The sequence below is a fragment of the Weissella paramesenteroides genome (assembly GCF_036327715.1).
Lineage (GTDB): Bacteria > Bacillota > Bacilli > Lactobacillales > Lactobacillaceae > Weissella > Weissella paramesenteroides.
Genome location: NZ_CP130559.1, coordinates 701,091 through 727,684 on the forward strand (window position 1 = coordinate 701,091; position 26,594 = coordinate 727,684).

The window sequence follows — 26,594 nt, forward strand, 5'->3', positions numbered from 1 at the left end:
ACAAAACGGCTCACTATCGACATCAGAATTAGGTAATCTGTTCTGATGTCATACATATATTAAAAATTAGGAGCAAGACGGAATGAAAAGAGCACGAATTATCTATAATCCAACTTCTGGTCGTGAAGCCATTCGACGTGATTTAGTCGATATTTTGGATGTGTATGAGGAAGCTGGTTATGAAACGAGCGCCTTTGCGACAACTCCTGAGCCAAATTCTGCCATGACTGAAGCGAAAAGAGCTGCGGAAGCGGGCTTTGAATTGCTAGTTGCCGCTGGTGGCGATGGCACAATCAATGAGGTTGTCAATGGTATCGCACCATTAGATAAACGGCCAATGTTAGCCATTATTCCTGCTGGTACAACCAATGATTACGCACGTGCATTGAGCATTCCGCGTGAAGACCCATTGGCAGCAGCGAAGGTTATTCTAAAAGGAAAAGCAGCCAAGATGGATATTGGGCAAGCCAATGATTCATACTTTATCAACATCGCAGCTGGTGGTTCTTTATCAGAACTCACTTATTCTGTGCCATCTAAATTAAAGTCAATGTATGGCTACTTGGCATATGTGGTGAAAGGTGCTGAAATGTTGACTAGCATCAAGCCGATGGATATCCATGTCAAATATGATGACGGTGAATTTAACGGTAAGTCAGCAATGTTCTTTTTGGCATTGACGAATTCTGTGGGTGGTTTTGAACAAATTGTGCCAGATGCAAAATTAGATGATGGTAAATTTACTTTGCTTATTGTGAAAACAACCAAGTTCGCTGAGATTTTGAACTTGATTACGGAAGTGCTAATGGGTAAGCATATTAATAATCCAAATTTGATTTATGTAAAATCTGAAAAAGTTGAAGTGTCATCAACTAAAAATGATAAGATTATGATTAATTTGGATGGGGAATATGGTGGCGATGCACCAGTGACATTCACTAACCACAAGCAACATATTAAAATCGTTGCCAATGTTGATGATATTTCACCAGATACGTTAGTTGCAGCACCAATTAAGTTATTTGAAAAATAATTTTATAGAAAGTGTGACAATCGGCTTCAGTCTTTTGGAACACGTTTAAGGGGCAATAATCTACCGCAGTCAAATAGGTAGATTATTGCCCCTTTCAGTCTACAATGGCTAGTTTTGTCCCAGATTTTTTTATCATATGAATGATTCGTAAATAATTATCCAGAATGTTCCGCCGAGCAAGAATGATATATGATAAAATAAAAATTTAGAGAGTCGTTTGATGAACAAAAAGATGAAGGACTGGTTTGCGTATGGGCACCGTTGAAACGTATCGACAACTTGAAGCAAGTTTGGGTGATGATTGGCAATTATCACCAAGTAAACATAGTCGTGTAGGCATGTTAAAAGAAATTTTGAATTGGATTGGTCATCCTGAGCGACGATTATCAGTCATCCATATTGTTGGTTCAAATGGTAAAGGATCGACTGGCGTGATGTTGAGTAAAATTTTGACAACGGCAGGTTATCGGGTCGGTCACTTTTCAACCCCAGCAATTTTGTCAGATCGTGAAGTTGTCACGATTAATGGACAAATGATTAGCGAAGCAGACGTGATGTTTCACTATAAAAGAATTATGATTGAAATCAAAAATCATGGTGGTGATGAAAAAACACTTACCAAATTCGAGCTGTGGACCTTGATTGCCCTTTGTCATTTTGCAAAACAAGAAGTTCAGTTTGCGATTATTGAAGCAGGTTTGGGTGGTACTGGCGATGCGACAAATGTTGTTGAAAAGCCATTGGTTGTCGCTATCACAAAAATTTCTGATGACCATTCAACAATGCTTGGCCACGACATTATTAAAATTGCTGAGAACGTTGCTGGTGCAATTAAGCCAGGAAGTTTAGTGGTCAATTATCCGGGGCAAGATGTTGCTGTTTTTAACATTCTTCGTGATAAGGCCAAAGCAGTTGGCGCAGTTTGGAATCCTTACCCAAAGCCACAAATTACTTTAATTCGTTCATCACCAAAGGGATTAGTTGTTAATGCAGACCAGCTGGAAGGGTTGAAATTGTCATTAACGGGTGCTTATCAGGCAAATAATTTAAGCACTGTTTTACAAGTCGTCACAATTTTGAAGAACAAGCGGATTGCATTGTCCGATGTGACGGTTGCGGAAGCCCTTGCCCATGTTAAAATCACGGGTCGTATGGAATATGATAGTGAAAACAATATTTTGTATGATGGTGCCCATAATCCACATGGTATCACCAGTTTGGTGGCGGCTATTCGTTCATGGCATTTACCTTTTAAGCCCATTGTTATTTTGGGACTGATTAAAGGTAAAAATCATATGGACATGCTGGATGAATTACTACCTTATGTGTCAACGGTAATTGCCGTAACACCTGATGCAAAGAATGCAATGTCAGCTGATGAATTAGCGGCAAACATTGTGATGATGAGCAATGTTGATGTTGAAATTGCTGATGACTCAACAGCCGCTATTTCTCTTGCCAGACAAGTTAGGGAGTCATCAAAAGCATTAATCGTGGTGACCGGATCATTTTATACGTTACGAGCTATCGAAAGAGAGGAGAAAATTTAACATGATGACACGTTTTGTTATTGCCTCAAACAATACTCATAAGACCGATGAGATGGTTCGTTATTTAGCAGTACTAGGGCTAAAAGGTCTCAATTATCGTCATTTAATTGATGAAATCACATTTCCACCAGAAACAACAGATGATATGGCTACCAACGCATTGGTCAAGGCACAAACCATTCATAATTTGTTACCTAATGAATATATTTTAGCTGATGATTCTGCATTATTTATTCCAGCAATTCCAGATCATTTTGGTGTCACAACCATGCGTGAATTTAAGGTACATCATTTGAGCGGGGATGATGAAATTAACCAATATGTCCTCCAACAATTACCAGCTGCAGCACCTCGTGATGCCTATCTGTTAGCACATTTTGTGGTTGTCACACCACAAAATGTTGTTTATACGTCCGAAGGTAAGGGTGGTGTTGTGTTAGCAGACACACCACGCGGTAATCGGAATGGGCTGGATGAGTTGTTAGAAACTGAGAATGGGTTGACTTTGGCCGAAATCGATATGCCGGAGCGTGTGCATTACGCACATCGTGGTCGGGCAGCAATTAAAATGAAAAGCCAACTACAACAAGCTGGCGAATTAGCATAATCAATGAAGAATCAGAAAAGAGGATTAAGTTTAATGACACTCACTGCAGATAACATTACAACGTTATTGGCTGATCAAGATTTATTAATATCAGCACCAGATTTCGATGGTGAGATACAACATTTAGCTTATAATTCCAATGATGTTGTGCCAGGTACCTTACTCTTTATTAAGGGAAATTTTAAAGCAGAGTATTTAACCGATGCCATTGAAAAAGGGGTCACTGCAATCATTGCACCAGCAAGTTTTAAACATGCAACCAAGCTACCTACTTGGGTCGCTGATGATGTGCCTGCAGCAATGAGTATTATTGCAATGGCTTTTTATCAGTATCCCCAAAATAATTTGGCACTAATTGGTATCACTGGTACAAAGGGAAAAACATCGACCGCATATATGGCATATGAAATTCTACGTGCGTATACCCATGACAAAGTTGCCTTGTCATCAACATTACAAGTGATTACTGGTAGTGAACCACAATATCATTACCGGGCCCATTTAACGACGCCTGAATCAGTAGATCTTTTTCGTTGGATGCGAGAGGCAGTCGATAATGGGATGACCCATATGGTGATGGAGGTATCATCACAAGCCTTTAAAATGCGCCGTGTTTATGGTCTTCACTTCAATGTCGGTATCTTCTTAAATATCAGTCCAGATCACATTGGTGAAAATGAACACCCAACCTTTGAAGACTATTTACAACATAAAATGATGCTGTTTGATCATTCAGAACAAATTGTGTTGAATGTTGATTCTGATCATTTTGGTGAGTTGATTGCCCATGCTGAACTAATGGTTCATCGTGATGGTATTTGGTTGTATGGTCAAGAAGATGTTGATTCACCAAAGGCAGATGTCTATTTTGAAGCGACCGATGCTAATTTGCATGGTAGTATCTTTAAGGTACGAGAGGTTGGTCAACAAGCTGAACATTTGCATATTAAGGGTGAATACACATTAGATATGCCAGGTGATTTCAATCAAAGTAACGCCTTAGCGGCAATGATTGCAACTCGTCTGGTTGGTGCGGATGCACCAGCTATGGCTGAGGGACTTGAAACAGTTAAAGTACCAGGACGGATGCAGGTTCTAAATACGCAAAAGCACGGTACGATATATGTTGACTATGCACATAATTATGCTTCGATTGCGGCCTTATTACAGTTTGTCCGCCAAAATGAATCAGTCAATCAATTAGCCATTGTTGTTGGTGCACCTGGTAATAAAGGTGTGTCACGTCGACCAGGTATTGGAAAAGCTGTTAGTGAAGGAGCAGATGTTGTTTATCTAACAAGTGATGATCCACAATATGAAGATCCGGCTAAAATTGCTGATGAAATTCAAGCAGCGATTACTAATCCAAAGGTGACAATTTATCGCGAACTTGATCGAACCAAAGCGATTACTGCTGCTATCCAGGCAGCAGGACCGGACGATGTTGTTGTGCTAGCAGCTAAAGGATTGGATGAATATCAAAAGATAGATGGTGTTGATACACCATATGAAAATGATTGGGCAGTGGCCAATCGCATTGTTTCCGAACTAGAGCGCTAGTTTTTAGGCTAGAAATTTGTTATAATTTATAGAATTGTCGTTATTACGGCTAACTAATAATAAATTAAAAAACCTCAGTTATAAAAGTAAAGGGGAAACCATCATGGCTAAAGAACCAGTAGAAAATACATCTGAATTCGACGTCGGCGATTTTGTTGCCGGTAAGAAGTTTGCCAATTTTGAGCACGACTTTAAGGGTATCGTCGAAAAAATTTATGAGCATTCATTATTAGTGGTTATTACTGAAAATAATCCTGAAGATGATGCAACTGTGAATGAATACAATCATCGGGCAGTATTACGTATGTCAGAAACTAAGATTTTAGTTAAGACGGACAACCCTGCACCACGTCCTTCAGCAGAGGATGATGCCGAAGATGATAACGCTAAAGGAGACAACGCTTAATGGACTACAAGAATCAAATTGCAGAAACAATTGCTGCAGTCGTCCCTGAATTGGATAATGCAACGATTCTTTCAAAAATTGAGGTGCCCAAGGATGCTAGCATGGGTGACTACGCTTTTCCAACATTTTTATTAGCTAAAGCACGTCGTATGGCACCACAACAAATTGCAACAAATATCGTTTCAGAAATTGCTACCGATGGCTTTAAAGAAGTTAAAGCCGTAGGACCCTATGTCAATTTCTTTTTGGATCAAGCACAATTTGGCGCTGATACATTAGCAGAAGTCCTACGTCAGACAGATTATGGCCATAATACTGACGGTGAAGCGGGTCATATTACGATTGATATGTCATCACCTAACATTGCTAAGCCAATGTCAATGGGACACTTACGTTCAACAGTTATTGGAAATTCATTAGCTGAAATCGCGAAAGCAAATGGTTATCAACCAATCAAGATCAACCATTTGGGTGACTGGGGAACGCAATTTGGTAAGTTGATGTCAGCTTACAAGCGTTGGGGATCAGAAGAAGAAGTTAAAGCTGATCCTATCAATACGTTAGTGAAATATTATGTTCGTTTCCATAAAGAAGCTGAAACGCAACCTGAATTGAATGATGAAGGTCGTGCCTGGTTTAAAAAGCTGGAAGATGGCGATGAGGAAGCTCATGAACTATGGTCATGGTTCCGTGAAGAATCACTAAAAGAATTCATGGAATTATACAATGACTTAGATATTGACTTTGATTCATTTAATGGTGAAGCCTTCTATAATGACAAGATGGACGCTGTTATTGATACGCTTAAAGAGAAGCACTTACTTGTTGAATCACAAGGTGCACAAGTTGTTGATTTGGAAGATGAAGGCTTGAACGTCGCCATGATTCAACGTACAGATGGTGCAACATTGTACATGACGCGTGACTTAGCAGCTGCTATTTTCCGTAAGAATAACTACAATTTCGTTAAGTCATTGTATGTTGTTGGTGGCGAACAACGTGAGCACTTTATGCAAATGAAGGCTGTCTTGAAAAAGATGGGCTACGAATGGTCAGATGACATTGAGCATATTCCATTTGGTATGATCACAGTTGATGGTAAGAAACTATCAACCCGTTCAGGTCGGATTATTTTGTTGAAGGATGTTTTGGCTGATTCTGTTAAGTTAGCAACTGCTCAAATTGTTGAGAAGAATCCAAATCTAGCGAACAAAGAAGTTGTTGCCCATGAAGTTGGAACTGGTGCGGTAGTCTTCCATGACTTGATGAATGAGCGTCTTGGAAACTTCGATTTCAAATTGGAAGAAGTTGTGCGTTTTGAAGGTGATACTGGTCCATACGTACAATATACGAACGCACGTGCACAATCAATTTTGCGCAAGGCTGGTAAGCCAGAACTAGACTTAAATAATTTGTCAATTGATGACGAACAAGTTTGGGAAACTGAAAAGTTAGTGGCAAGCTTTAATGATATCGTGCGCCGCGCATGGCGTGATCGTGAACCATCAGTCATTGCTAAATACTCATTGAATTTGGCGCGTGCCTTCAATAAGTACTATGCAAACTCAAAGATTTTAGTTGAAGATGATCAACTAAATGCTCGTCTAGCACTAGTGACTGCTGTTTCATATGTGTTGACAGAATCACTACGTTTGCTAGGGGTAAAAGCTCCTAAGGAAATGTAGTTAAAATTTAAAAGATTTTAGCAAAAGAGGAGGTTGGAACATTTTTGTTCCAACCCTTTTTATATTAAAAATGTATTTAGTTATCAGCCCGTAAGTTTGATAGCATAAACGCGTTCCAAAAGTCTGAAGCCTCAATGTAACGTAATTTACGCCATGGGTGTCCTTCGCTTTGCTACGGCCAAAAATGACGAAAATCACGTTACACACCGGCTTCAAAACGACTTTTGTCTCGCTCTCTTTGTGCTAAAAATAAGCTAAAGTTAAGTGAAATAGCCGATTATGATAAAATAGTATAAGTGACGGCGATAGATTTCCAGTCATAATGACTAAGTAAAAAAGAGGAATGAAACATGGCTTTGAAAAAGCAAGAACGGCAAGCAATGATTCTTGAAATATTGGCACATAATGTGATTGATTCTCAAGAAGAGATTCTGCATCGTTTACAACATGCAGGGATTGCAGTCACACAAGCAACGGTATCGCGTGATATCAAAGAATTGCGGATTGTGCGTCGTCCTGATGCAACTGGTCAATCAAGATATCAAGTGATGGCAGATGCAACTAATACAACTATTAGTGATAAAAATCAAATTGAACAAGGTTTTGCAGATATGGCCGTAGAAATTACCCCAGTATCTTTTATGGTTGTGGTAAAAACAACACAGGGAAATGGTAATCGGCTAGCTGCCATGATTGATGCTGCAGAAATGCCTGACGTGATTGGCACACTAGCTGGTCATAATACAATATATGTCACAACGCCAACAGCTGATGCAGCAGTTGCTTTGGTTGAACAATTTAATAATTGGATGCAATAATATGAAAGAATTTTTTAAAGGACTAAAAGATTGGTGCCATCAAAAAATGACACCGGTGACTAACTGGTTACGAAAATTTTTTGGACCGTTAATTAGATGGCATCAACGATTTTTCCATCCGTTCTATGCATGGATACGAAAGACCTTTGGTCCGTTCTGGCATAGGTTTCAAATTAATCGATGGTTAATTGCGCTTTTCCTATCGATTATTCTGGTAGTGAGCGTTTTAGGAACTTTTGAGGCCAAAACGACAGATGTTTCTGATTTGAAAAAGCGTCTTCAGTCAACTACTGAAATTTATGATGTTTCTGGTAATAAAGCCGGTAGTTTGTCTGGTCAAAAGGGAACGTATGTTAAATTCAGTGATATTTCACCACATGCAGTTAATGCGGTGATTGCAACTGAGGATCGTCATTTTTATCAGGAACATGGTTTTTCAATTCGTGGGATGACACGTGGTGTTTTGACAACTATTTGGTATCGTTTACGTGGTAGTAGCGTGTCTGTTGGTGGGTCAACCTTGACGCAACAATTAGTGAAAAATGCCTTTTTGAGTCAAGATCAAACCGTTACTCGTAAGGCACGTGAACTATTTTTGTCAATTCAAGTTGAAAAAGAATACTCTAAACATGATATTTTGGCCATGTATTTAAATAATGCTTATTTTGGTCATGGTGTTTGGGGAATTCAGGATGCCGCTGAGAAATATTTTGGTGTCAGTGCGGCCAACTTATCAGTTTCACAAAGTGCTATGTTAATTGGTATGTTACAATCACCAAATGGTTATGATCCACTAACCTATAAAGATGCCGCTAAGCAACGTCGTGACCAAGTGCTACAAAATATGGTGGCAACGAAGTATTTGACACAAGCACAAGCCGATTACAATGCAAAACTTGCCTTAGGGGCAACGAACCATGAAGTTGATAATTCAAATTACAATTATCCGTATTATTTTGATTCAGTCATTAATGAGGCTATGAGTAAATATGGCTTGAAAGAGCAAGATATTTTGGATGATGGGTATAAGATTTATACAACTTTGAATCAAAAGGATCAAACTAATTTACAAAATGATTATGCTGATGCGACCTTGAATCCAATCGGTGAAGGTTCACAAGCAGCTTCGGTAGTAATGGACGCAAAAACTGGTGGTGTACGGGCAATTATTGGTGGTCGTGGAGATCATGTATTTAGAGGCTTTAATCGTGCAACACAGTCATATCGTTCACCAGGATCAACGATCAAACCGATTGTTGATTATGGGCCATCATTATCGCGTGGTTTCTCGTATGACTCTGAACTAAAGAATAGTACGATGAGTTTTGGAACGAATGGTTATTCACCATCAAACTATGGTAATTACACTAGTGAGAAAATACCAATGTACAAGGCGTTGGAAAATTCTTACAATATTCCAGCTGTTTGGTTACTTGATCAAATGGGTGTGAATGCAGGTTATAATGCCGCGGTTAAGGCAGGTTTGCCATTAACAAAATCTGATAAGAATTTAGCACTTGCTATTGGTGGTCTGAAAAAGGGTGTGACACCGTTACAATTGACGCAAGCTTACACAAGCTTTGCAAACGGTGGAGAGATGAGTAGTAGTCATTTCATTACAAAAATTGTTGATGCTTCAGGTAAGACAATTGCCCAAGCCAAAGAAAAGCATACGCGACTATGGTCGAAGCGTGTTGCTAATGAAATGACCTCAATGATGCTTGGCGTATACACTCATGGAACCGGGGTTGCAGCTGATCCAACGGGCTATGATGTTGCCGGTAAGACCGGAACGACTGAAGTTTCGGGAACTAACTCAACCAGTGACAACGCGACTGATTCATGGGCCATTGCCTATACACCAGACGTCGTTGTGACAACATGGACTGGTTATGATGAAACGGATGCGAGTCATACGATTTCAGCTTATTTATCACAGACGGCTGGACCATTGATGAAGACAACACTTGAACAAGTACTGCCGAATACGGCACAGACGAAATTTAGTGTGAAAAGTGTCCGTGCAAAGTTGTCGGCTACTGAGGATGCTGCTTCAAATAAGAAAAATGGTATTGCCAATAATATTTCTGGTATTGGTGATGATATTAAAAATGGTGCTTCCAGTGCTTGGAGTAATGTTAAAGATGGTGCGAAAAAAGCTTGGTCCGGAATTCAATCATTATTACCACAATGATAATAAAATATGAGATAATGGAATAATTAAAAGGGATGGGGAATATATATTTATGATTAATATTTACGATAATGTTAATGCAGTTGCTGAAAATTTACGTGAAACAGCACAATACAAGACCTTGCGTGATGCCATTGCGGCTGTTGAGGGTGAGCCAGAAGCAAAAGCTATCTTTGCTCGTTTCCAACAAGCACAAACGCAAATCAACCAAGCAGTTCAATCTGGTAATGAACCAGCAGAAGATCAAATCAAAGCTTGGCAAGAAGTTGCCAATGAGATGGAAAAGTATGATTCTCTAAAGAAGATGCTTGAAGCTGAAAAAGGTTTGAACCAATTGTTGATGGAAATCAATGACATTATTACAAAGCCAATTGCGGAGTTGTACGGTCAAAACTAAGTGAGAGAGCGAGACAAAAGTTGTTTTGAAGCTGGTATGTAACGTTATTTTCGTCATTTTTGGCCGTAGCAAAGCGAAGGACAAGAATGTCGTAAATTTCGTTACATTAAGGCTTCAGACTTTTGGAACGCGTTTATGCTATAAAAATTATAAGCTTATAATCAAGATAATTTTAGTAGGTATCAATCTACCAAATTCAAAAAAGAGTGTCGCAACGCGCCACTCTTTTTTTTATAGGCAATCTCCAATATAATGAAATTGAGAGAGCGAGACAAAAGTCGTTTTGGAACGCGTTTATAAAACAAAAAAGGGGTTAGAAAAATGAAGTTTATTCATGCTGGTGATTTGCATCTTGGCAATCCATTTGGTGGTCTATCAATGACACCAGATTGGTTAACCGATCAGTTACAAGCTGCAACTGAAACGGCAGTCCATCGATTAGTGGATGATGCCATCACTGCGGCGGTAGATTTCGTTGTATTGGCTGGCGATTTGTTCGATACAACTACTCCTGATGCACGTGCACAATTAGATTTAGTCAGGGAGCTAGAGCGATTAGCAACGGCAAATATTCCGGTCTATGTGGGCTTTGGTAACCATGACTACGTTCTTGATTGGCAACGGGTACCCACATTTCCTAAAAATGTCACATTATTCCCAAAAGACGTGACAACATACCACGTGCAGACAAAAAATCATGAGTCTGTAGCCATTTCAGGCTTTTCATATACACAGCGGCATATAACAACAGATCAGGTTGCTGAATTTCCTATTAAATCAACTCAAGATGATTGGCATATTGGGATTTATCATGGATCTATGGGCGAGGTTGGTTCAGGAAACTATGCGCCATTTAATTTGCAAGCGATGCAACAGAAACATTATGATTATTGGGCGCTTGGTCATATTCATGTACGTGAAATCTTACAAAAAAAGCCATTCATCGGGTATTCTGGTAGTATTCAAGGACTGGATAAAACAGAAACTGGTGCTAAGGGATATTACATGGTGGAAAGTGAGGGGAATGAATTAGTACCGACATTTACTCCGGTTGCACCAATAACCTGGGTAACAGCCGAGGTACGTACTGAACGTGACCTGAGCACAGTTGTGCAATATGTCCGAGGACAGTTTGCGATGAAGGATGAATTTGAATTAATTTCATTAAATCTGATAACTGAGGATCCTAATGTATTGTCAGCAATTGTGAACCAACAACTATTAGCACAGTTTGTTGCTGCAGCACAAACCACCGATATGTTTTTTATTTATGAAATCCAGGCACAAACACAAGAGCAGCACCTACCATTACCAGCAGTTGATGAACGCTATTGGTCGGAAACCATTGGCGATGTGTTCACCCGTGAACAATTGCAGAAGATGGGATTAAAACAAGTTACGGATGTCGATGTGCTCGATCATTTTTTAAATGCGCAGACATTACAAGCTTTACAGGAAGCTGTTAAAACACAATTACACTTGTCACAGATAGGGGATGAATATCATGTGGATTAAAAAAGTGCATATTGTTGGATTTGGTCAGTTTAATCAGCAAACATTTGATTTCGTTCAAGGGTTACAAGTGGTTCAAGGACTAAACGAAGCCGGAAAAACGACGTTACATCAATTTTTATTTGATATGATATTTGGTTTTCCACAAGCTAAAGGACGTAAAATCAACACCTATGAACCCCTAGACAAGGGACCATATGGTGGTAGTATGCAGTTTGAAGTTGATCACCAGCTTTATGAACTCGAGCGTCTGGGAAGGACGCAGACAGTGACGACATTAACTGCTGTAGGCAGTGGTCAACAATTTGCTGATCCAGAAGCCATGCTAACAAAGCTATTGGGACCAGTTGATCGTGAATTATATTTAGCAATTTTTAGTTTTGATCAAGAAGCTTTAATGAATATCTTTTCATTGAAACCGGATGACTTTGCAGCCTACTTACGCACACTTGCTACGCCAGGTGCACAGAACTGGCTAGAAGTTGCGAATCGTTGGGATAAAACAGCAACTGCGAAATTTGGTAGCACAAAAACGGCCCATCGTGAACTAAATCAAGCGTTGGCGAATTTACAAATGCAACGTCAACAGTTACAAAATAATTTGCGTCAACAACCATCATTGGATAAATTACAAGCTGAGGCACAACATTTGACCCAGCGTGTGGCGAGTTTAGAGCAACGACAAGCCCAATTACAAGGTCAAATGAATCATCAACAAGCCCAGGTGCATTTGTTACCGGTATATCGACGTTGGCAACAAATTAAACAGCAAGTGAAAGCAACTGGTAAACCATTAGATTTAACGGCAGCCGACAAAGCTGATCGTGTACGTCAACAGTTGACGGCCTTAGATGACGTCATGGTTACGACTGCAGTAACGAAACAACAGGTTGAATCGGCAACGGTTGCACTAAGGCAATTAGAGAAGTTAGAAAATCAACAAAAAAATTTAGCTGAACAACAAGTCAAAGCGGTTCAAGCGCAAACAGCATTACTAGAAAAATATCATTGGACACAAGTACCACCGTTATTAACTGATCAGCAAAAAAGTCAGTTGGGTGGCCAAAAGGAAACGGGACAACAATCAACTAAGAATAGCTGGTTAATTATCGCGATAATCATTAGTAGTTTGATCATCATTGGTGCATTGTTGATTAGTCATGTTGCAATAGGTATTCTATTAGCGCTAATTAGTCTGTTGCTTGGTTGGTGGGGCAGTCGTCAGCAGAAAACAAATGTGGTAGCTAACACTCAACAAGATTTGCCTGCTGCCTACCAGCAAATGGCGACAGCTGATATTTTTGCCGCACAAACAGATATCCAACGGATTAACGACATGATGTTGTCAAATAATCAAATTATTCATGACCAACAAGCCATGATGTCAGAACTTGTGAAGATGCGAGCGGCTTTAAACTGGCTGGGTGAGGGATTGACGGTTGATGAATACCGTAAACGACTAGCAGATATTCATATCAAGCAAGAAACCATGGGACAACAGCAGTTACAACGGGCTAATCTACAACAAACGTTACAAGAATTGTATCAAAAACTCGGGGTGAAGGATGTAGCCATGCTACAACAGCGCCGTGATGCCCAACGTCATATTAATGACTTACAACGTGAGGCGAATATGCTTGAAGAACAGCTAAAAGGGGCTGACCTACATGAACTCGCCGCACAAGCCGCAATTGCAACGGACGATAAGCCAGCAATGACAGATCAACAAACCATTTTGCAACGCATTCAGGATGAAAAAAATCAATTGAATCAAAAACTAGCTGAAATCAATGTGCAGTTGCAAAACTTGCAGACTGATAATACGATTGAACATCAACAGCAAGTGGTCGCCAATCAAGTGGCTGTTGTTAATCAACAATTAACGCAATATTTTGTTGATCGGTTAGGTAGTGAATGGATTAAGCAAGCCCTAAACGCGGCAATTGCTGATCGCTTACCAAATCTTTTGGCTCAGGCAGGAACATTTTTAAGGCAGTTGACTGATAATCATTATCAAACGATTCAGCAGACGAAGACCTTGTTAAAAGTAGTTCGAAATGATGGCAAGATTTTAGGTGTGAATCAATTATCAAAGGGGACAGCAGAACAATTGTATGTGGCGCTACGTTTAGCTTTTGTTAAAAACGTCACTGCCACTTTGCAATTACCATTGTTGATTGATGATGCCTTTGTTGATTTTGATGAGCAACGTCGACAAACGATGTTGACATTATTAGCAGATTTAGCATCATCTGAGCAACAAATTTTCTACTTTACAGCCCAAAAGACACAGGGCAAACATGTCTTAACATTGACTCATCAACAATAGGAGGCTATTTTGGCAAAAGAATTAAAGGATTATCAATTAGATGAACGTGTTGAAACCTTTGCATTACTCAAAGAAGTTGATACACGGGTGACACAGCAAGGAAAACGCTACTTGGCTTTACAATTAGCTGATCGTTCAATGGACATTAAGGGGATGAAGTGGGATACGACTGAAGCTGAAGTCAATGAGTTGCATGCTGGTATCGTGGTCTACATCCAAGCAGTGCGTCAGGCGTATCAAGATAAACCACAACTAAAAGTTTTGTCGATTCGACCAAGTAAAATTGGTGAACCACAAGATCCGGCAGATTTTGTGGCAGCGGCACCAATGAAAAAACAAGATATGGCTGAAGAAGTTTCAGCAATTATTTTTCAGATAACAAATGCTAACTGGCAACGAATCGTTCGCCATATTCTTGGCAAATATCGTGAGCAATTTCTACAATTTCCCGCTGCGAAAAGTAATCATCATGCATTTGCTGGTGGGTTAGCCTTTCACACGTTGTCCATTGTTCATTTGGCACAAGCTGTGGTCAAGCAATATGATAATTTAGATGCTAGTTTGTTATATGCTGGTGCATTATTACATGATATTGGTAAAGTGATTGAATTATCAGGACAGGTAGCAACACAATATACAACTGCTGGTAATTTAATTGGCCATATTGTGTTAGTTGATGAAGAAATTGTTTTAGCAGCCACAGAATTACAAATCGATCTGAAAAGTGAAGACATGATTATTTTACGACACACGGTTTTGGCACATCACGGCTTATTAGAATATGGGTCGCCGGTACGTCCAATGATCAAAGAAGCCAATGTGTTGCATCAACTTGATGAATTGGATGCTGGTATGCAGAGTTTTGACAATGCTTTAGCCGAAACTAATCCAGGTGAATTTTCACCTCGTCAATGGGCATTAGATAATCGCAGTATTTATCGACCAGCCGGGGGTCATCTCGGAAATGAAACAAGATAGAAAAAAATTTTCGTGTCTTTGTTTGCAAAATGTAAGTTTTTTACATAAAATTAAAGTAAGCGTTTGAACAAAATATAAAATATGAGAGGTTTTATTAATGGATTACCTAATTGGAGTTGACTTGGGAACAACGTCAACAAAAGTTGTCTTGTTTGATACAAAGGGACATGTGATCGCAAGTGCAAATAAAGGTTACAAACTATACCGTGATGCACCAGATATGGCCGAAGAAGACCTAGATGAGATTTGGGAAGCTTTCACTGATGCGATGGCACAAGTGACACGTGCAGCAAAAGATGGCAAAATCTTAGGTGTTTCATTTAGTTCAGCAATGCATTCATTAATTGCATTTGATGCTGACTGGCAGCCTTTGACACGTGTGATTACTTGGGCGGATGCACGAGCTGTTAAGTATACAGAAGAATTAAAGTCAAACGGTATTGGTCAAGAAATTTACAGTAAGACAGGAACACCAATTCACCCAATGGCACCTTTGTCAAAGTTGCTTTGGTTGAAAAACGAACACACTGATATCTACAATAATGCCGTTCATTATCTTGGTATTAAGGAGTTCTTGTTTAATCGTTTATTTGGTGCCAATAAGATGGATTACTCAATTGCTTCGGGAACAGGTCTATTTAATATTTTCAACTTGGACTGGGATGAGCAAGCATTGTCAGTAACTGGCATCACTAAGGAACAATTGCCGGAACCGGTTGATCCATATACGATTGAAACAGGCATGGATCCACAATATGCAGCAGAAATGGGCTTGGATGTCGACACACCATTCATCTATGGTGCTGGGGATGGCCCATTATCAAACTTAGGGGTTAATGCGATTCAACCAGGTGTCGCAGCGGTCACAATCGGTACATCAGGGGCTATTCGAGTGGTAACGGATGCACCGAAGATTGATCCAAAAGGTCGTACATTTACGTATGCCTTGGATAAGGATCACTGGGTCGTTGGTGGACCGGTTAATAACGGTGGTGATGTTTTCCGTTGGGCTCGTGATAACATGTTCGATTCAGAAAAGTCGACAGCTGAGTTATTAGGGATTGATTCATATGACTTATTAACTGAAATTGCATCAAAGATTCCGGCAGGTGCTGATGGCTTGCTATTCCATCCATATTTGGGTGGCGAACGCGCACCAATTTGGGATGCTAATGCGCGTGGTTCATTCTTCGGTTTGACACATAACCATACGCGTGCGCACATGGTTCGTGCTGTCCTAGAAGGAATCATCTTTAACATCTATATGGTTTCATTAGCACTTGAAGAAGTTGTTGGTGACCTATCAGCCATTCAAGCAACGGGTGGTTTCGCTCGTTCACCATTGTGGCGTCAAATGGCTGCGGATATTTTCGAGCAACCAGTTACTGTACCAACCGCATTTGAATCAGGTGCATTGGCAGCAACGGTGATGGCACAAAAGGCGTTAGGTCTAATTGATAATTTGGAAGTTATTGGTGATATGATTGGAGAGGCAAATACTTACCAACCAAATCCTGAAAACTACGATGCTTATCGTGAATTAACACCAATTTTCATTCGTCTATCACGTCAATTGCAAACAGAGTATAAGGCAATTGCAGATTATCAACGAACACATATTGAAAAATAAATATTACGTATTAGTAAAAAAGATCAGAACCTGTTAAAAGGATCTGGTCTTTTTTGTTTCGTTCTCCTGAAGTTGTTTGCAATCTAAATTCTGATTATGGTAGGCTTAGACTCATTAAGGGAAGGGATGGATATTTCTATAAAATGGGACAACAATTACCTGAGAAGATTAAAACAGTTTGGCGTTTGCAAGCGGCAGTTAATTTATTAATTGCGGTCGGTATCGTAATAGGTGTCGTCATATGTCATTATTTTTTTGCATGGCCAGTGTGGTTGATATGGGTGGTAGCCGTTGTAGGTGTGATTTTTTCGAGCGTAGAATTTAGCTTGATTCCGTACCGTTATCAATTTTGGCGGTATCAGATTTTGGGTCACGATGTTGAAATCACCACTGGTTTTTTCGTTCGTCAAACAACAGCGGTACCAATTTTACGAATTCAAGATGTTACCCTGTCAGCTGGTCCGTTGCTACAACTGAATAAATTACAATCCGTTAAGATTCATACGGCAGCAGCTGTTCATGAGATTGGCGGTGTCGATCTGGCAACGGCGACGCAATTAAAAAATCAAATTATGGATTTAGCAAAGGAAGAGGATGTTTATGACAGTTAAAGCAAAACACCTTCATCCATTAGCGTTAGTCATTTTTTTGGTTGAAGAAGTGAAGACTTGGTGGGTTTTATTGTTATTAGGTGTGGCTAATCAATTATGGTGGTGGTTAGTGGCAGCTGTTTGTGTGGGTGTTTTTTTTATAGTCAGTCGTTATGCCACGCTAACTTATACTATTTCAGCCGATGAAATTATGATTAAGCAAGGTTTATTCAACAAACAACAACTTCACTTAACTTATCCAAAGATTCAAACATTTCAGACAAAACAATGGTTTTTTATGAAACCTTTCCAGTTGGTTAGTTTAAAAATCGAAACATCTGCACATGTTGATAATCAAGCAGATGCTAGTTTGCCGATTATTTCTTTAAAAGAAGTGCACGAACTGGAACAATTAAAACAGAATGCTCGTTCAGAAATAAACGATCAACCGATGTCACCGACGAATGCTGTGCATCGTGATGATGAAGTGAAACAGCAGTATCAAATTAAGTGGCGCGATTTAAATCTATATGCGGTGACTTCATTTAGTATGGTGCCAATCTTATTGGGAATAAGTGTTGTTTATAATCGGCTAGATGATATTCTACCAAAACACTATCTCACCCAATTGGTTAGTCGGTTTAGTCAGCAGACAGAAACAGTGATTATTTTTGACATTGTGTTTGTCATATTGCTAGCGGTTGTCATTTCCTATTTGTTGATTATTCAACGATACTATCATTTTAAAATTGTGCAACATGGTACGCAGTTAACAACAAATAAAGGCTTTTTTCAAACTAGTCGGGTGACCGTCCGCCTCAATCGCATTCAAAGTGTTGTCTATATCCAATCTTGGTTACGCCAATTATTACATTTAACAACAGTTCAAGCATTGGTTGCTGCGAATGCTTCTGATGATGAAAAAAGTGGCGGTGTAGTTATTATGCCCGTCGTACAATCAAAAGACGTGCAACAGCAAATGCACGCTTTTATCGATTGGTTACCAATACAAGATGTTACAGGCAAATCAAGGTGGCGAGCTAACGCGCGTGGCCGTTGGGCCTTGATTCGTAATCGTTTATTAATTGCGGCGCTAATTTGTGTACCAATTTGCGTTTTTCTTCGTCCGTTTGGTTTATTGTCCCTGATTGTATTGCCAGTAGCATGGAGCTTAGGGATTTATACGGGGAAAAAGACAGAAATTGGTGTCACTGGCGAGAAAATTTTGGTGGCTCAGGTTGGTCGTTTGTTTGGTAAAAAACGCTATTATATGCCTAAGAAAAATATCCAATCAATGCAATTGTCCCAAAGTATTTTGATGCGGCAGACAGGACTTGTTCATTTGGTAATTCGTCTGCGAAGTGGTAATACCGAGCTGTCAATTAAAGTTCGTTACTTGCCAGAAAAAGACGCCAAAGCAGTTTATGCTTGGTATCGCCAAGCTTAATTGCAATGAGATGTTATGCAATGATTTTTAGTTCATTTTATGTTATAAAGTACGTAGGAGTATCTCGATAATCTAACAAAATAGAACAGGAGAGATTGATATGGTATGGGGAATTATTATTGGTGTCGTAATCGTTATTATTGTTGTTTGGTTAATTGCTATTTACAATCAATTAGTTAGGCTACGTGAAAATGTACGTAATGCCATGGGGCAAATCGCTGCACAAATTGAAAGTCGTTGGGATGCCCTAACCAATTTGATGCAAGCAACAGAAAAATATCAAACATATGAAAGCCAAACGTTTGAGAAAATCGTTAATGCTCGTCAAAACGTTTCAGAACGGTCAGATGTTGCTGATGTTAATGCGGATGAACAACAATTCAATCGGGTATTAGGTGTTGTTAATGCCTTAGCTGAGCAATATCCAGATTTAAAAGCCAGTCATGTTTATCAACAAACGATGACGGCGGTCGATGAATTTGAGAACAAGGTTCGTTTGTCACGAATGGTTTATAACGATTCAGTGACCAAGTTGAATCGGTCAATTCAAGTCTTTCCTAACTTTATGATTGCTGGGTCGATGGGCTTTAATCAGGAAAAGTATTTCGAAAATACGCCAGGAAAACAGGAGATGCCACAATGGGAAAAATCAGAGTAAAGCCACTCTGGTTACTATTTCTGGCATGTATTGCCTCGTTTGTCATGCTAGGAAATGGCCAGAGTATTTCGGCTGAACAAAAAGTTAATCGCATGAATATTGATGTTGCTTTGAACGATCAAGGAATGGCAACAATCACTGAAAATTGGTCAGTAACTGCTGATGAAGGTAGTGAAATCTATAAAGTTGTGAAATTGGTTGGTCCACAAGCACTCTCTAACTATCAGGTCAGTATGGATGGCCGTCAGTTTAACCGACAGCCAAACTGGCAGACGGATGATAATCGTAAGCAGAAGGCGTATAAATTTGGTCAGCATGGTAATGAGCTAAACTGGGGAATTACTAAATATGGTACGCATCAATACACGATTCGTTATCAAATTAGTAACTTTGTTGAGCAAACAGCCACAAAGCAAATGATTGCTTGGCAATTTTTGAACAGTGATGTGGCCATTTCACCAAAGCATTTGAAAGTAACACTCCATGATCCTAATCATCAGTTTTCGGTGAAGAATGGTTATGGTGTTTGGGGCTTTGGTTTTGCAGGAAAAACAGCCTTTGACAAGGGCCAAGTGACGATGCAAAGTACTAAGGATTTGTCGGAGGACAATTATGTTAAGATGATTGTTCAAATTCCTCGACATACGTATGGTACATTTTATACGACATCACGATCATTTGATTCATATATGAAAGAAGCCTTTAAAGGCAGTGACTATAATTATCAAGATTATAAAAATGGTGAAACTGTAAAAAATGACCAAGGTCGTCGGTTAGCGATAATTGTCGTGACCATTGTTATTTTATTAGTCCTTGGTGGTGGCATTTGGCTAACCCTTTGGTATCGAAATTATCACCATTATTATCCAACGATTCGTGCGTTACAGAAACAAACAAAAGGGGAATATTATCGTGAAGTACCGACTGGTAGTATTTATAATGTCTATCTGCTATTTAGTGCCATGTTATCTAATGCAGCGACAAACAACTTTTTGTCGGTTGGGTTATTGCAATTGATACGTGATCGATACCTGACGATACAGACAAAAAATGGTGAAAAGAAACCCGATAAGAAAAAAATAACATTTGTATTGTCTGACAAGGCACTTGCCGAAGACACACCTGAACCAGTTCGAAAGTTGCATCAATTACTTGAAAATACCGCGTCAAATGGTGTGATTACGCAAAAAGCGTTTGGGCGGTATTTAAGCAAACACAGTAAGAAACTTGAAGCGCTAACAAAGGCTTTCCGTGATTATAGTCAACAATATGGGGAGTCAAATGACCTTATCTTCCCTGAGAATTCAAAATCTGTGAAAACAGGAGACCGTAAACGTGATCGTGCCAATCGTGCGGCAGCATGGCTACAAGGCTTCCGAAAAAAGCCAGCCGCCACAGCGATTGATCTGGATTTGGCGCGGTTAAAGAATTACTTGCAAGAATTTACCTTATTAGATGAACGAACACCACAAGAAGTTGGGCTATGGGATGACCTGATGTTAGCAGCTGCCGCCTTCGGTATTGCTGAAGAGGTGGCCGAGCAATTGACGATTGCTTATCCAGGGTATGAAGCAGAAAGTGCTTATTATTATGGCTCACTTTATCCATTCTTTGCTGTCCAACACTTTAGTAGTGGGGCAATGTCTACGGCTACAAGTACTGGTAGTGGTGGTGGCACGAGCTTTTCTGGTGGTGGTAGCTTCGGTGGTGGCTCCGGTGGCGGTGGCTTCCGATAAGTCGTGAAGATAATTAAAAGTGTGTACCAAGTTTGGGACAGCAATTGTTGTCTCAAACTTTTTTTGTGTCTAGACCGGTTGTAAAAAGTTAGTGAAGGGGTGTACAATATTTAAGTTGAGCAATCGCTTACACAAATGTGAGTGAAATTATTTTTTGATTGTAGAGGTTAGTATATTATGTTCACAATGCTAACAGGATTATCAATCGACAAGTCTACAGGGCTATATCAGTGGCTATTAAACGATTTTAATGTTTGGCCATTTTTGATTTTAGTTCTTGGAATTGCCTTGTTGCTATTTTTCATCCTGAAGTTAAATGTTAATACCTTCGTGGCATTAATCATTACATCTATTTTAGTTGCCCTTGGATTAGGTATGAATCCAGCTGGCATTGCTGGCGCACTAAAAGATGGTATCGGTGGTACCATGGGCGAGCTGATTATTGTCTTTGGTTTTGGATCAATGATTGGTCGTTTAGTATCTGATTCAGGTGGTTCGTATCGCATCGCCACAACGCTGATCAACAAGTTTGGTAAGAAGCGTTTGCAGTGGGCAGTTGCTGGTGCATCATTTATCATTGGTATCTCATTACTATTCGAAGTTGGTCTTGTTGTTTTGATTCCAATTGTGTTTACAATTGCGCTTGAAGCAGAAGTGCCTTTGCTTTACTTGGGTATTCCAATGGCTGCCGCTTTGTCAGCAGCACAAGGTTTCTTGCCACCACAGCCATCACCTACTGCGGTCACGAACATCTTGGGTGCTAACATTGGTATCGTTTTGATGTACGGTATTGTTGTTGCCATTATTGCCATGATCGTTGCGGGACCATTGTTTACGCGTGTGATTAAAAAGGTTGAGCCAAAGGCCTTTAAGATCACTAAGAAGCTAGATGCTATTGGTGAAGTTAAGACATTTAAGTTAGAAGATACACCATCATTTGGGTTGGCAATCTTCACTTCATTGATGCCAGTTATCTTCATGCTTATCTCAACGATTTATACGTTATCAGTGAACGCTGGTAAGCAAGTATACTCAGGTACGATTGGTGATGCAGCTTGGAAGGCCATGTCACATGCAGCCCAAAAAGGTTACATTACAGATCCATCTGTCTTAGACAAAATTATTGCAATGCTTGGAAACCCAGTGATTGCGATGGTCATTGCGATGGCCTTCGCTATCTGGTCAATGGGACCAAAGCAAAACCGTACGATGGCCGAAGTCGGTGACTCAATGGGTAATGCATTGAAGTCAATTGCTAACTTGTTGATGGTTATCGGTGGTGGTGCTGCTTTCAAGGGAATCTTGACTGCCGGTGGTATTTCTGATGCGATTGCTGCTGCTTTCTCACACACATCATTGTCACCAATCATTTTTGCTTGGATCATTGCCTTAATTTTGCGTGTTTCAGTTGGTTCAGCAACAGTTGCTGGTTTGACCACAGCCGGAATTGTTGCACCATTAGTTGCCAGTCAAACAGCTGTTAACCCAGCCTTTGTTGTTCTAGCAATTGGTGCTGGTTCGCTAGGTGTTTCACACGTTAATGATGCTGGTTTCTGGATGTTCAAGGAGTTCTTCGATTTGGACGTACCACAAACTTTGAAGATTTGGACGGTCCTAGAGACACTGATTTCTGTTGTTGGTTTGATCGTTATTTTGATTTTGTCAGCAATCTTTTCATAGTTAATTTTAATCGGAAACTGGGATAGAATTTCTATCCCGGTTTTTTGTTTTAATGTCACAATCACAGGTAGGGATAACTCTTTAAAATCTATTAATACTATTTGGAAAAAGTGGTAAGTCATCAGTTGAAAGGTTATACTTAAAAGCAATTGCTAATCTTAAGCACATATTTTAAATGAAAGTGAAAATACAAGCAATATTTTCATCAGAGAAGGTACAGTTGTGGTAACAAAAGAAATTCAAACGGGTGTGTTTGTCCATGTTTTACCGACAAAACAATTTGCGACAACTCACATTGCGGTTAATTTTACGCAACAATTAAATCGACAAACGCTCAATGGTCGTGTGCTAGCAAGTAATATGTTAGAAACAGCCTCAGCAAAATATTCTTCACAAACTAAGTTTGCACAAGCGTTGAGTGAGATGACAGGGGCAGCTTTTGGTACTGAAGTTTTCAAAGTTGGCCAATTGCATACCATCCGCCTGCAATTAAATTTGGTTCATGAACGTTTTACGACTGCTGGCAGTCATATTCTGAACGATGGGTTTGATTTTTTAAATGAAGTGATCAATCGGCCAATTGGTGATGAAACAACAGGCTTTGCGTCAGTTATCTTTAACCGGCAAAAAGAAATGGCACTAGATGAAGTTGCTGGATTACGTGAAGATAAACCCTATTATGCGTTACGAGAGGCCTTGCAAGCCTATTTTGGTACTTCAGATCAGGCACTACCAGCGTTTGGGACAATTGATGGTCTGGAAGCCACCACGACACAACAGGCATGGCAAGTTTGGCAAGATAGTGTTGCCCACGATCGCATTGATATCGTCGTGGTGGGAGATGTTGACATTAATAAAGTGATTGCAGCAACTGATCAGTTTAACTTTGCACCACGTCGGCAATTGTTACAGGCAACTTATCATCAGGAGTTGTTGCCACAAGTTAAACAGATCAAATCACAGGATGAAGTGACCCAAGCACGATTAGTGTTGGGTTATACATTAGCGTCAAATAGTGATGAACGGTTTATTGCTAATGTATTTAATGGTCTTTTTGGTGGTCTGGCAATTTCAAGGTTGTTCTTAAATATTCGCGAGTCAGCCGGTCTTGTCTATGGTATCTCGTCAGATTACAATCCATACACTGGCTTGTTGTTGGTAGAAGCTGGTGTTGATCAAATCAATTTCGCAATCACGATAACTAAAATTAATGAAGAATTACAGCGTCTGCAACAGACATTGGTGTCTGAAGAAGAGTTAGCCATTGTTAAACAATTATTGAAAACCTCATATACGATGACATTAGATCAACCGCTTTATTTAGCTGATCGTTTGTACAATCAGCAAGTTTTGCACCAAGAGTTAACTGATGAAGCATGGTTGGCTAAGATTGATGCAGTGACGGCTGCGCAGGTGCAAGCCTTCGCGCAACGAGTAGTTTTGCAATTACAATATGAAATGATTGGAGGGAATGCAAATGTTGGCTAAATCGCAGAATTTTTTTCCAGCGGAAAAGCATGTCACATTAGACAATGGGTTGCGTGTCCATTTGCTACCCCGACCAGATTTTCATCAAGTAGTGGGGATGGTGACAGTTGACTATGGCGCACGTGATCGTCTGTTCATGAATCATGGACAACTTGTGTCACAACCTGCTGGTGTCGCACATTTTGTGGAGCATCGTTTATTTGCACAACCGGATTATGATGCTTTCTCACGATTGAGTGAATTAGGGGCGAATGCCAATGCATTTACCACCCAGACACGCACAAGCTACTATGTTTCAACAGCGGTTGGTAATCAAGCAACCTTACAGGAGTTATTAACATTCACGCAAGAGCCATATTTTGACTTAGAGACCGTGAAACGAGAACAAGACATCATCACGCAAGAAATTGATATGTACGAGGATGATATTAATTCGAGATTATATCGACTGATTTTGGCACGTTTATATCCAGGAGATCCGTTGGGACAAGATATTGCCGGTACAGCAGCATCTGTCCATCAAATCACGCCAGAACAACTCCATTTGGCATTTTCATCGTTTTATCAACCAGATAATATGGATGTTGTGTTTACTGGTGCATTTGATGAGCAGGAAATGCTGGCCTTGGTTAAAAATTCACCTGCAGGACAACGTGCGGCAGCGAAATCAGTTGTTAAATTGATACCAGAACTTGAGCCAGTTATCACAACACCGCTAGAAGTATCGTTAAACGTTGTTCGCAATAAAGTGGTGTTAGGGCAGCGCTGGGAAATCGACTTCAACAAACTTTCGCACCGTGATATTTTACGCGTGACGATTATTGGTAGCCTAGCAATTGATTTAATTTTTGGCGAATTTTCACCAGCTTATATGGATTGGTATAATGATGGTTTGATTGATGATAATTTTAGTGCAGAATTTGATGCGGAACGACATTTTGCTTACTTGACGATTGCTGCTGAAACGGCAGATCCTGAGCTTGTGATTGCGGAAGTTTCAAAGATGCTCACTGACTTGCCAGCACAGGTCAATCAGCTTAAGGACAGTTTTAATTTAGTGAAAAACGATGCACTAAGTCGTTTGATCAATAAGTTAAATCAATTAGAGGAAATTGCCATTCGATTTGAAGGACAAACTTTTGATGAGGCCACACTGCAAGACGAAATTGCTATTTTAAAAGCATTAACAGTCAATGATATGATGACGGTGTTAACTGAGACAACAGTTAGTTCAGCAGCAAGTGTAATCGCTCGTTCTGATATGTCGGAATTATGTTAAAATGAAATAGAATGCAATTATATTTATTATGCTAAATTTTAAAAGTTAGGATGAGAGATTTATGAATGAGGAACGCAATAGCGCCATCGGACAAGAGCTCCAACAAGCTCGACTTGATAAGGGTCTATCACTTGATGATATTCAACAATCAACGAAAATTCAAAAACGCTACTTAGCGGCGATTGAAAGTGGCCAATTTGATCAATTACCAGGTGCTTTTTATGAACGTGCATTTGTACGTCAATATGCAACTGCAGTTGGCCTAGATGCCGTTGCCTTCATGCAAAAATATGAAAATGAAGACACCGAAACAGTTGCGCCCGATTTAAGTGCAGCTCGTGTCGATGCTGATAATGTGACGCGTGCAGGGATGCACCAGACTGAAGAAACAGTTGCTGATAAAACACGTAGTATGATGCCTAAGATTATTATTGGTGTTGTCATCATCGCCATTATCGCGATTATTTGGGTAGTGGTTTCATCATTTGCTGGTTCAGCCAAGCAAGAATCAAAGAACCAATCAACGGTATCAGTGACCACATCGCAAGTTGCTAACAAAAAAGCTTCGTCAAAGAAGTCTGAGACATCAACGACTGCTTCAAGTGAGTCAAAGTCATCAGTAGCAAGTAGCTCGAGCAAGGCGTCATCAAAGTCATCTTCTGAAAAGAAAACAACTAAAGCTAATAAAGTTGACTTAGGTCAAGGTACAGTTAGTGGCACGACCGTTACTTATAGCTCAGTTAAAGCACCTAATAAGACAATGAAGATGCAATTGCAGGCTGAGAATGGTTCTTCATGGATGCAGGTTAGTGATGCAGCTGGTACTGTATTATGGAATGGTACAGTGGCAGATGGCAAGACACAAGAAGTTGACATTCCAACGACGGCTACTGGCGTATCAGTTTCAATTGGAAATGCCTTGGCAACTAAGGTGTCACTAAATAATAAGGCAGTTGATTTACAGTCAAGTAATGCAAGTGTTTGGCACTTGGGTATGACCTTTACACGATAAGAATG

At 39.9% G+C, this 26,594-nt stretch carries 21 protein-coding genes; all 21 read left to right on the forward strand.

Features of this window, described 5'->3' with window-relative positions:
• Window positions 1-82 precede the first annotated feature (82 nt).
• The 21 genes from QRX23_RS03485 (at window position 83) to QRX23_RS03585 (ending at window position 26,589) form a co-directional block, all read left to right on the forward strand.
• Window positions 83-1,033: a diacylglycerol kinase gene (locus QRX23_RS03485; protein ID WP_330155936.1), complete on the forward strand. Its 951-nt coding sequence runs from the start codon at window positions 83-85 to the stop codon at window positions 1,031-1,033.
• 251 nt (window positions 1,034-1,284) lie between these two features.
• A complete protein-coding gene (locus QRX23_RS03490; protein WP_150190541.1) occupies window positions 1,285-2,583 on the forward strand; it encodes a bifunctional folylpolyglutamate synthase/dihydrofolate synthase in 1,299 nt (432 codons plus the stop codon).
• 1 nt (window position 2,584) lies between these two features.
• Window positions 2,585-3,190: a non-canonical purine NTP pyrophosphatase gene (locus tag QRX23_RS03495; protein ID WP_330155937.1), complete on the forward strand. Its 606-nt coding sequence runs from the start codon at window positions 2,585-2,587 to the stop codon at window positions 3,188-3,190.
• A 3-nt stretch (window positions 3,191-3,193) separates the two neighbouring features.
• On the forward strand, window positions 3,194-4,750 hold the full coding sequence (locus QRX23_RS03500) for a UDP-N-acetylmuramoyl-L-alanyl-D-glutamate--2,6-diaminopimelate ligase (protein WP_330155938.1): 1,557 nt from the start codon (window positions 3,194-3,196) through the stop codon (window positions 4,748-4,750).
• A 103-nt stretch (window positions 4,751-4,853) separates the two neighbouring features.
• The gene (locus QRX23_RS03505) at window positions 4,854-5,156 is read left to right on the forward strand and encodes a hypothetical protein (protein ID WP_002827520.1); all 303 of its coding nucleotides are present in this window, start codon (window positions 4,854-4,856) and stop codon (window positions 5,154-5,156) included.
• A complete protein-coding gene (argS, locus tag QRX23_RS03510) occupies window positions 5,156-6,841 on the forward strand; it encodes an arginine--tRNA ligase (RefSeq protein ID WP_330155939.1) in 1,686 nt (561 codons plus the stop codon). The genes QRX23_RS03505 and argS overlap by 1 nt, the downstream gene beginning before the upstream one ends.
• Before the next feature lie 350 nt (window positions 6,842-7,191).
• Window positions 7,192-7,659 (forward strand): arginine repressor, encoded by a 468-nt coding sequence (locus QRX23_RS03515; RefSeq protein ID WP_140837008.1) that lies wholly within the window; start codon window positions 7,192-7,194, stop codon window positions 7,657-7,659.
• A 1-nt stretch (window position 7,660) separates the two neighbouring features.
• Window positions 7,661-9,853 carry a transglycosylase domain-containing protein gene (locus tag QRX23_RS03520; RefSeq protein WP_131473719.1) on the forward strand — a complete coding sequence of 731 codons (2,193 nt, stop codon included), beginning with the start codon at window positions 7,661-7,663 and terminating at the stop codon, window positions 9,851-9,853.
• A gap of 52 nt (window positions 9,854-9,905) precedes the next feature.
• A complete protein-coding gene (locus tag QRX23_RS03525; protein ID WP_002827516.1) occupies window positions 9,906-10,250 on the forward strand; it encodes a YlbF family regulator in 345 nt (114 codons plus the stop codon).
• A 321-nt stretch (window positions 10,251-10,571) separates the two neighbouring features.
• Window positions 10,572-11,765, forward strand: a complete 1,194-nt coding sequence (locus QRX23_RS03530) for a metallophosphoesterase family protein (RefSeq protein ID WP_330155940.1) — start codon at window positions 10,572-10,574, stop codon at window positions 11,763-11,765.
• Window positions 11,755-14,091: an ATP-binding protein gene (locus QRX23_RS03535; RefSeq protein WP_040760289.1), complete on the forward strand. Its 2,337-nt coding sequence runs from the start codon at window positions 11,755-11,757 to the stop codon at window positions 14,089-14,091. Before QRX23_RS03530 ends, QRX23_RS03535 begins: the two co-directional genes overlap by 11 nt.
• A gap of 9 nt (window positions 14,092-14,100) precedes the next feature.
• Complete coding sequence (locus tag QRX23_RS03540) at window positions 14,101-15,069, forward strand: 3'-5' exoribonuclease YhaM family protein (protein ID WP_330155941.1); 969 nt, start codon at window positions 14,101-14,103, stop codon at window positions 15,067-15,069.
• Between the two features lie 97 nt (window positions 15,070-15,166).
• On the forward strand, window positions 15,167-16,699 hold the full coding sequence (gene gntK, locus QRX23_RS03545) for a gluconokinase (RefSeq protein WP_002827512.1): 1,533 nt from the start codon (window positions 15,167-15,169) through the stop codon (window positions 16,697-16,699).
• Window positions 16,700-16,842: 143 nt separating this feature from the next.
• Window positions 16,843-17,310 (forward strand): PH domain-containing protein, encoded by a 468-nt coding sequence (locus QRX23_RS03550; protein WP_330155942.1) that lies wholly within the window; start codon window positions 16,843-16,845, stop codon window positions 17,308-17,310.
• The gene (locus QRX23_RS03555; protein ID WP_330155943.1) at window positions 17,300-18,736 is read left to right on the forward strand and encodes a PH domain-containing protein; all 1,437 of its coding nucleotides are present in this window, start codon (window positions 17,300-17,302) and stop codon (window positions 18,734-18,736) included. Before QRX23_RS03550 ends, QRX23_RS03555 begins: the two co-directional genes overlap by 11 nt.
• 100 nt (window positions 18,737-18,836) lie before the next feature.
• Window positions 18,837-19,394, forward strand: coding sequence for a LemA family protein (locus QRX23_RS03560; RefSeq protein ID WP_002827508.1), 558 nt, complete (start codon window positions 18,837-18,839; stop codon window positions 19,392-19,394).
• Window positions 19,376-21,130, forward strand: a complete 1,755-nt coding sequence (locus tag QRX23_RS03565) for a DUF2207 family protein (RefSeq protein ID WP_330155944.1) — start codon at window positions 19,376-19,378, stop codon at window positions 21,128-21,130. Before QRX23_RS03560 ends, QRX23_RS03565 begins: the two co-directional genes overlap by 19 nt.
• 177 nt (window positions 21,131-21,307) lie before the next feature.
• Complete coding sequence (locus QRX23_RS03570; RefSeq protein WP_131473711.1) at window positions 21,308-22,810, forward strand: gluconate:H+ symporter; 1,503 nt, start codon at window positions 21,308-21,310, stop codon at window positions 22,808-22,810.
• A gap of 222 nt (window positions 22,811-23,032) precedes the next feature.
• Window positions 23,033-24,298, forward strand: coding sequence for an EF-P 5-aminopentanol modification-associated protein YfmF (gene yfmF, locus QRX23_RS03575; protein ID WP_330155945.1), 1,266 nt, complete (start codon window positions 23,033-23,035; stop codon window positions 24,296-24,298).
• On the forward strand, window positions 24,288-25,577 hold the full coding sequence (gene yfmH / locus QRX23_RS03580) for an EF-P 5-aminopentanol modification-associated protein YfmH (protein WP_330155946.1): 1,290 nt from the start codon (window positions 24,288-24,290) through the stop codon (window positions 25,575-25,577). The genes yfmF and yfmH overlap by 11 nt, the downstream gene beginning before the upstream one ends.
• A gap of 61 nt (window positions 25,578-25,638) precedes the next feature.
• A complete protein-coding gene (locus tag QRX23_RS03585) occupies window positions 25,639-26,589 on the forward strand; it encodes a helix-turn-helix domain-containing protein (protein ID WP_330155947.1) in 951 nt (316 codons plus the stop codon).
• Window positions 26,590-26,594 lie beyond the last annotated feature (5 nt).

Bases quoted from the DNA above. Each gene is read 5' to 3' on its own strand.
- QRX23_RS03490 (WP_150190541.1), top strand. From the start codon at position 1,285: ATGGGCACCGTTGAAACGTATCGACAACTTGAAGCAAGTTTGGGTGAT.
- QRX23_RS03585 (WP_330155947.1), top strand. From the start codon at position 25,639: ATGAATGAGGAACGCAATAGCGCCATCGGACAAGAGCTCCAACAAGCT.
- QRX23_RS03500 (WP_330155938.1), top strand. From the start codon at position 3,194: ATGAAGAATCAGAAAAGAGGATTAAGTTTAATGACACTCACTGCAGAT.
- QRX23_RS03555 (WP_330155943.1), top strand. From the start codon at position 17,300: ATGACAGTTAAAGCAAAACACCTTCATCCATTAGCGTTAGTCATTTTT.
- QRX23_RS03520 (WP_131473719.1), top strand. From the start codon at position 7,661: ATGAAAGAATTTTTTAAAGGACTAAAAGATTGGTGCCATCAAAAAATG.
- QRX23_RS03525 (WP_002827516.1), top strand. From the start codon at position 9,906: ATGATTAATATTTACGATAATGTTAATGCAGTTGCTGAAAATTTACGT.
- QRX23_RS03550 (WP_330155942.1), top strand. From the start codon at position 16,843: ATGGGACAACAATTACCTGAGAAGATTAAAACAGTTTGGCGTTTGCAA.
- QRX23_RS03535 (WP_040760289.1), top strand. From the start codon at position 11,755: ATGTGGATTAAAAAAGTGCATATTGTTGGATTTGGTCAGTTTAATCAG.
- QRX23_RS03485 (WP_330155936.1), top strand. From the start codon at position 83: ATGAAAAGAGCACGAATTATCTATAATCCAACTTCTGGTCGTGAAGCC.
- QRX23_RS03495 (WP_330155937.1), top strand. From the start codon at position 2,585: ATGATGACACGTTTTGTTATTGCCTCAAACAATACTCATAAGACCGAT.
- QRX23_RS03505 (WP_002827520.1), top strand. From the start codon at position 4,854: ATGGCTAAAGAACCAGTAGAAAATACATCTGAATTCGACGTCGGCGAT.
- QRX23_RS03565 (WP_330155944.1), top strand. From the start codon at position 19,376: ATGGGAAAAATCAGAGTAAAGCCACTCTGGTTACTATTTCTGGCATGT.
- QRX23_RS03515 (WP_140837008.1), top strand. From the start codon at position 7,192: ATGGCTTTGAAAAAGCAAGAACGGCAAGCAATGATTCTTGAAATATTG.
- QRX23_RS03530 (WP_330155940.1), top strand. From the start codon at position 10,572: ATGAAGTTTATTCATGCTGGTGATTTGCATCTTGGCAATCCATTTGGT.
- QRX23_RS03570 (WP_131473711.1), top strand. From the start codon at position 21,308: ATGTTCACAATGCTAACAGGATTATCAATCGACAAGTCTACAGGGCTA.
- yfmH (WP_330155946.1), top strand. From the start codon at position 24,288: ATGTTGGCTAAATCGCAGAATTTTTTTCCAGCGGAAAAGCATGTCACA.
- argS (WP_330155939.1), top strand. From the start codon at position 5,156: ATGGACTACAAGAATCAAATTGCAGAAACAATTGCTGCAGTCGTCCCT.
- gntK (WP_002827512.1), top strand. From the start codon at position 15,167: ATGGATTACCTAATTGGAGTTGACTTGGGAACAACGTCAACAAAAGTT.
- QRX23_RS03560 (WP_002827508.1), top strand. From the start codon at position 18,837: ATGGTATGGGGAATTATTATTGGTGTCGTAATCGTTATTATTGTTGTT.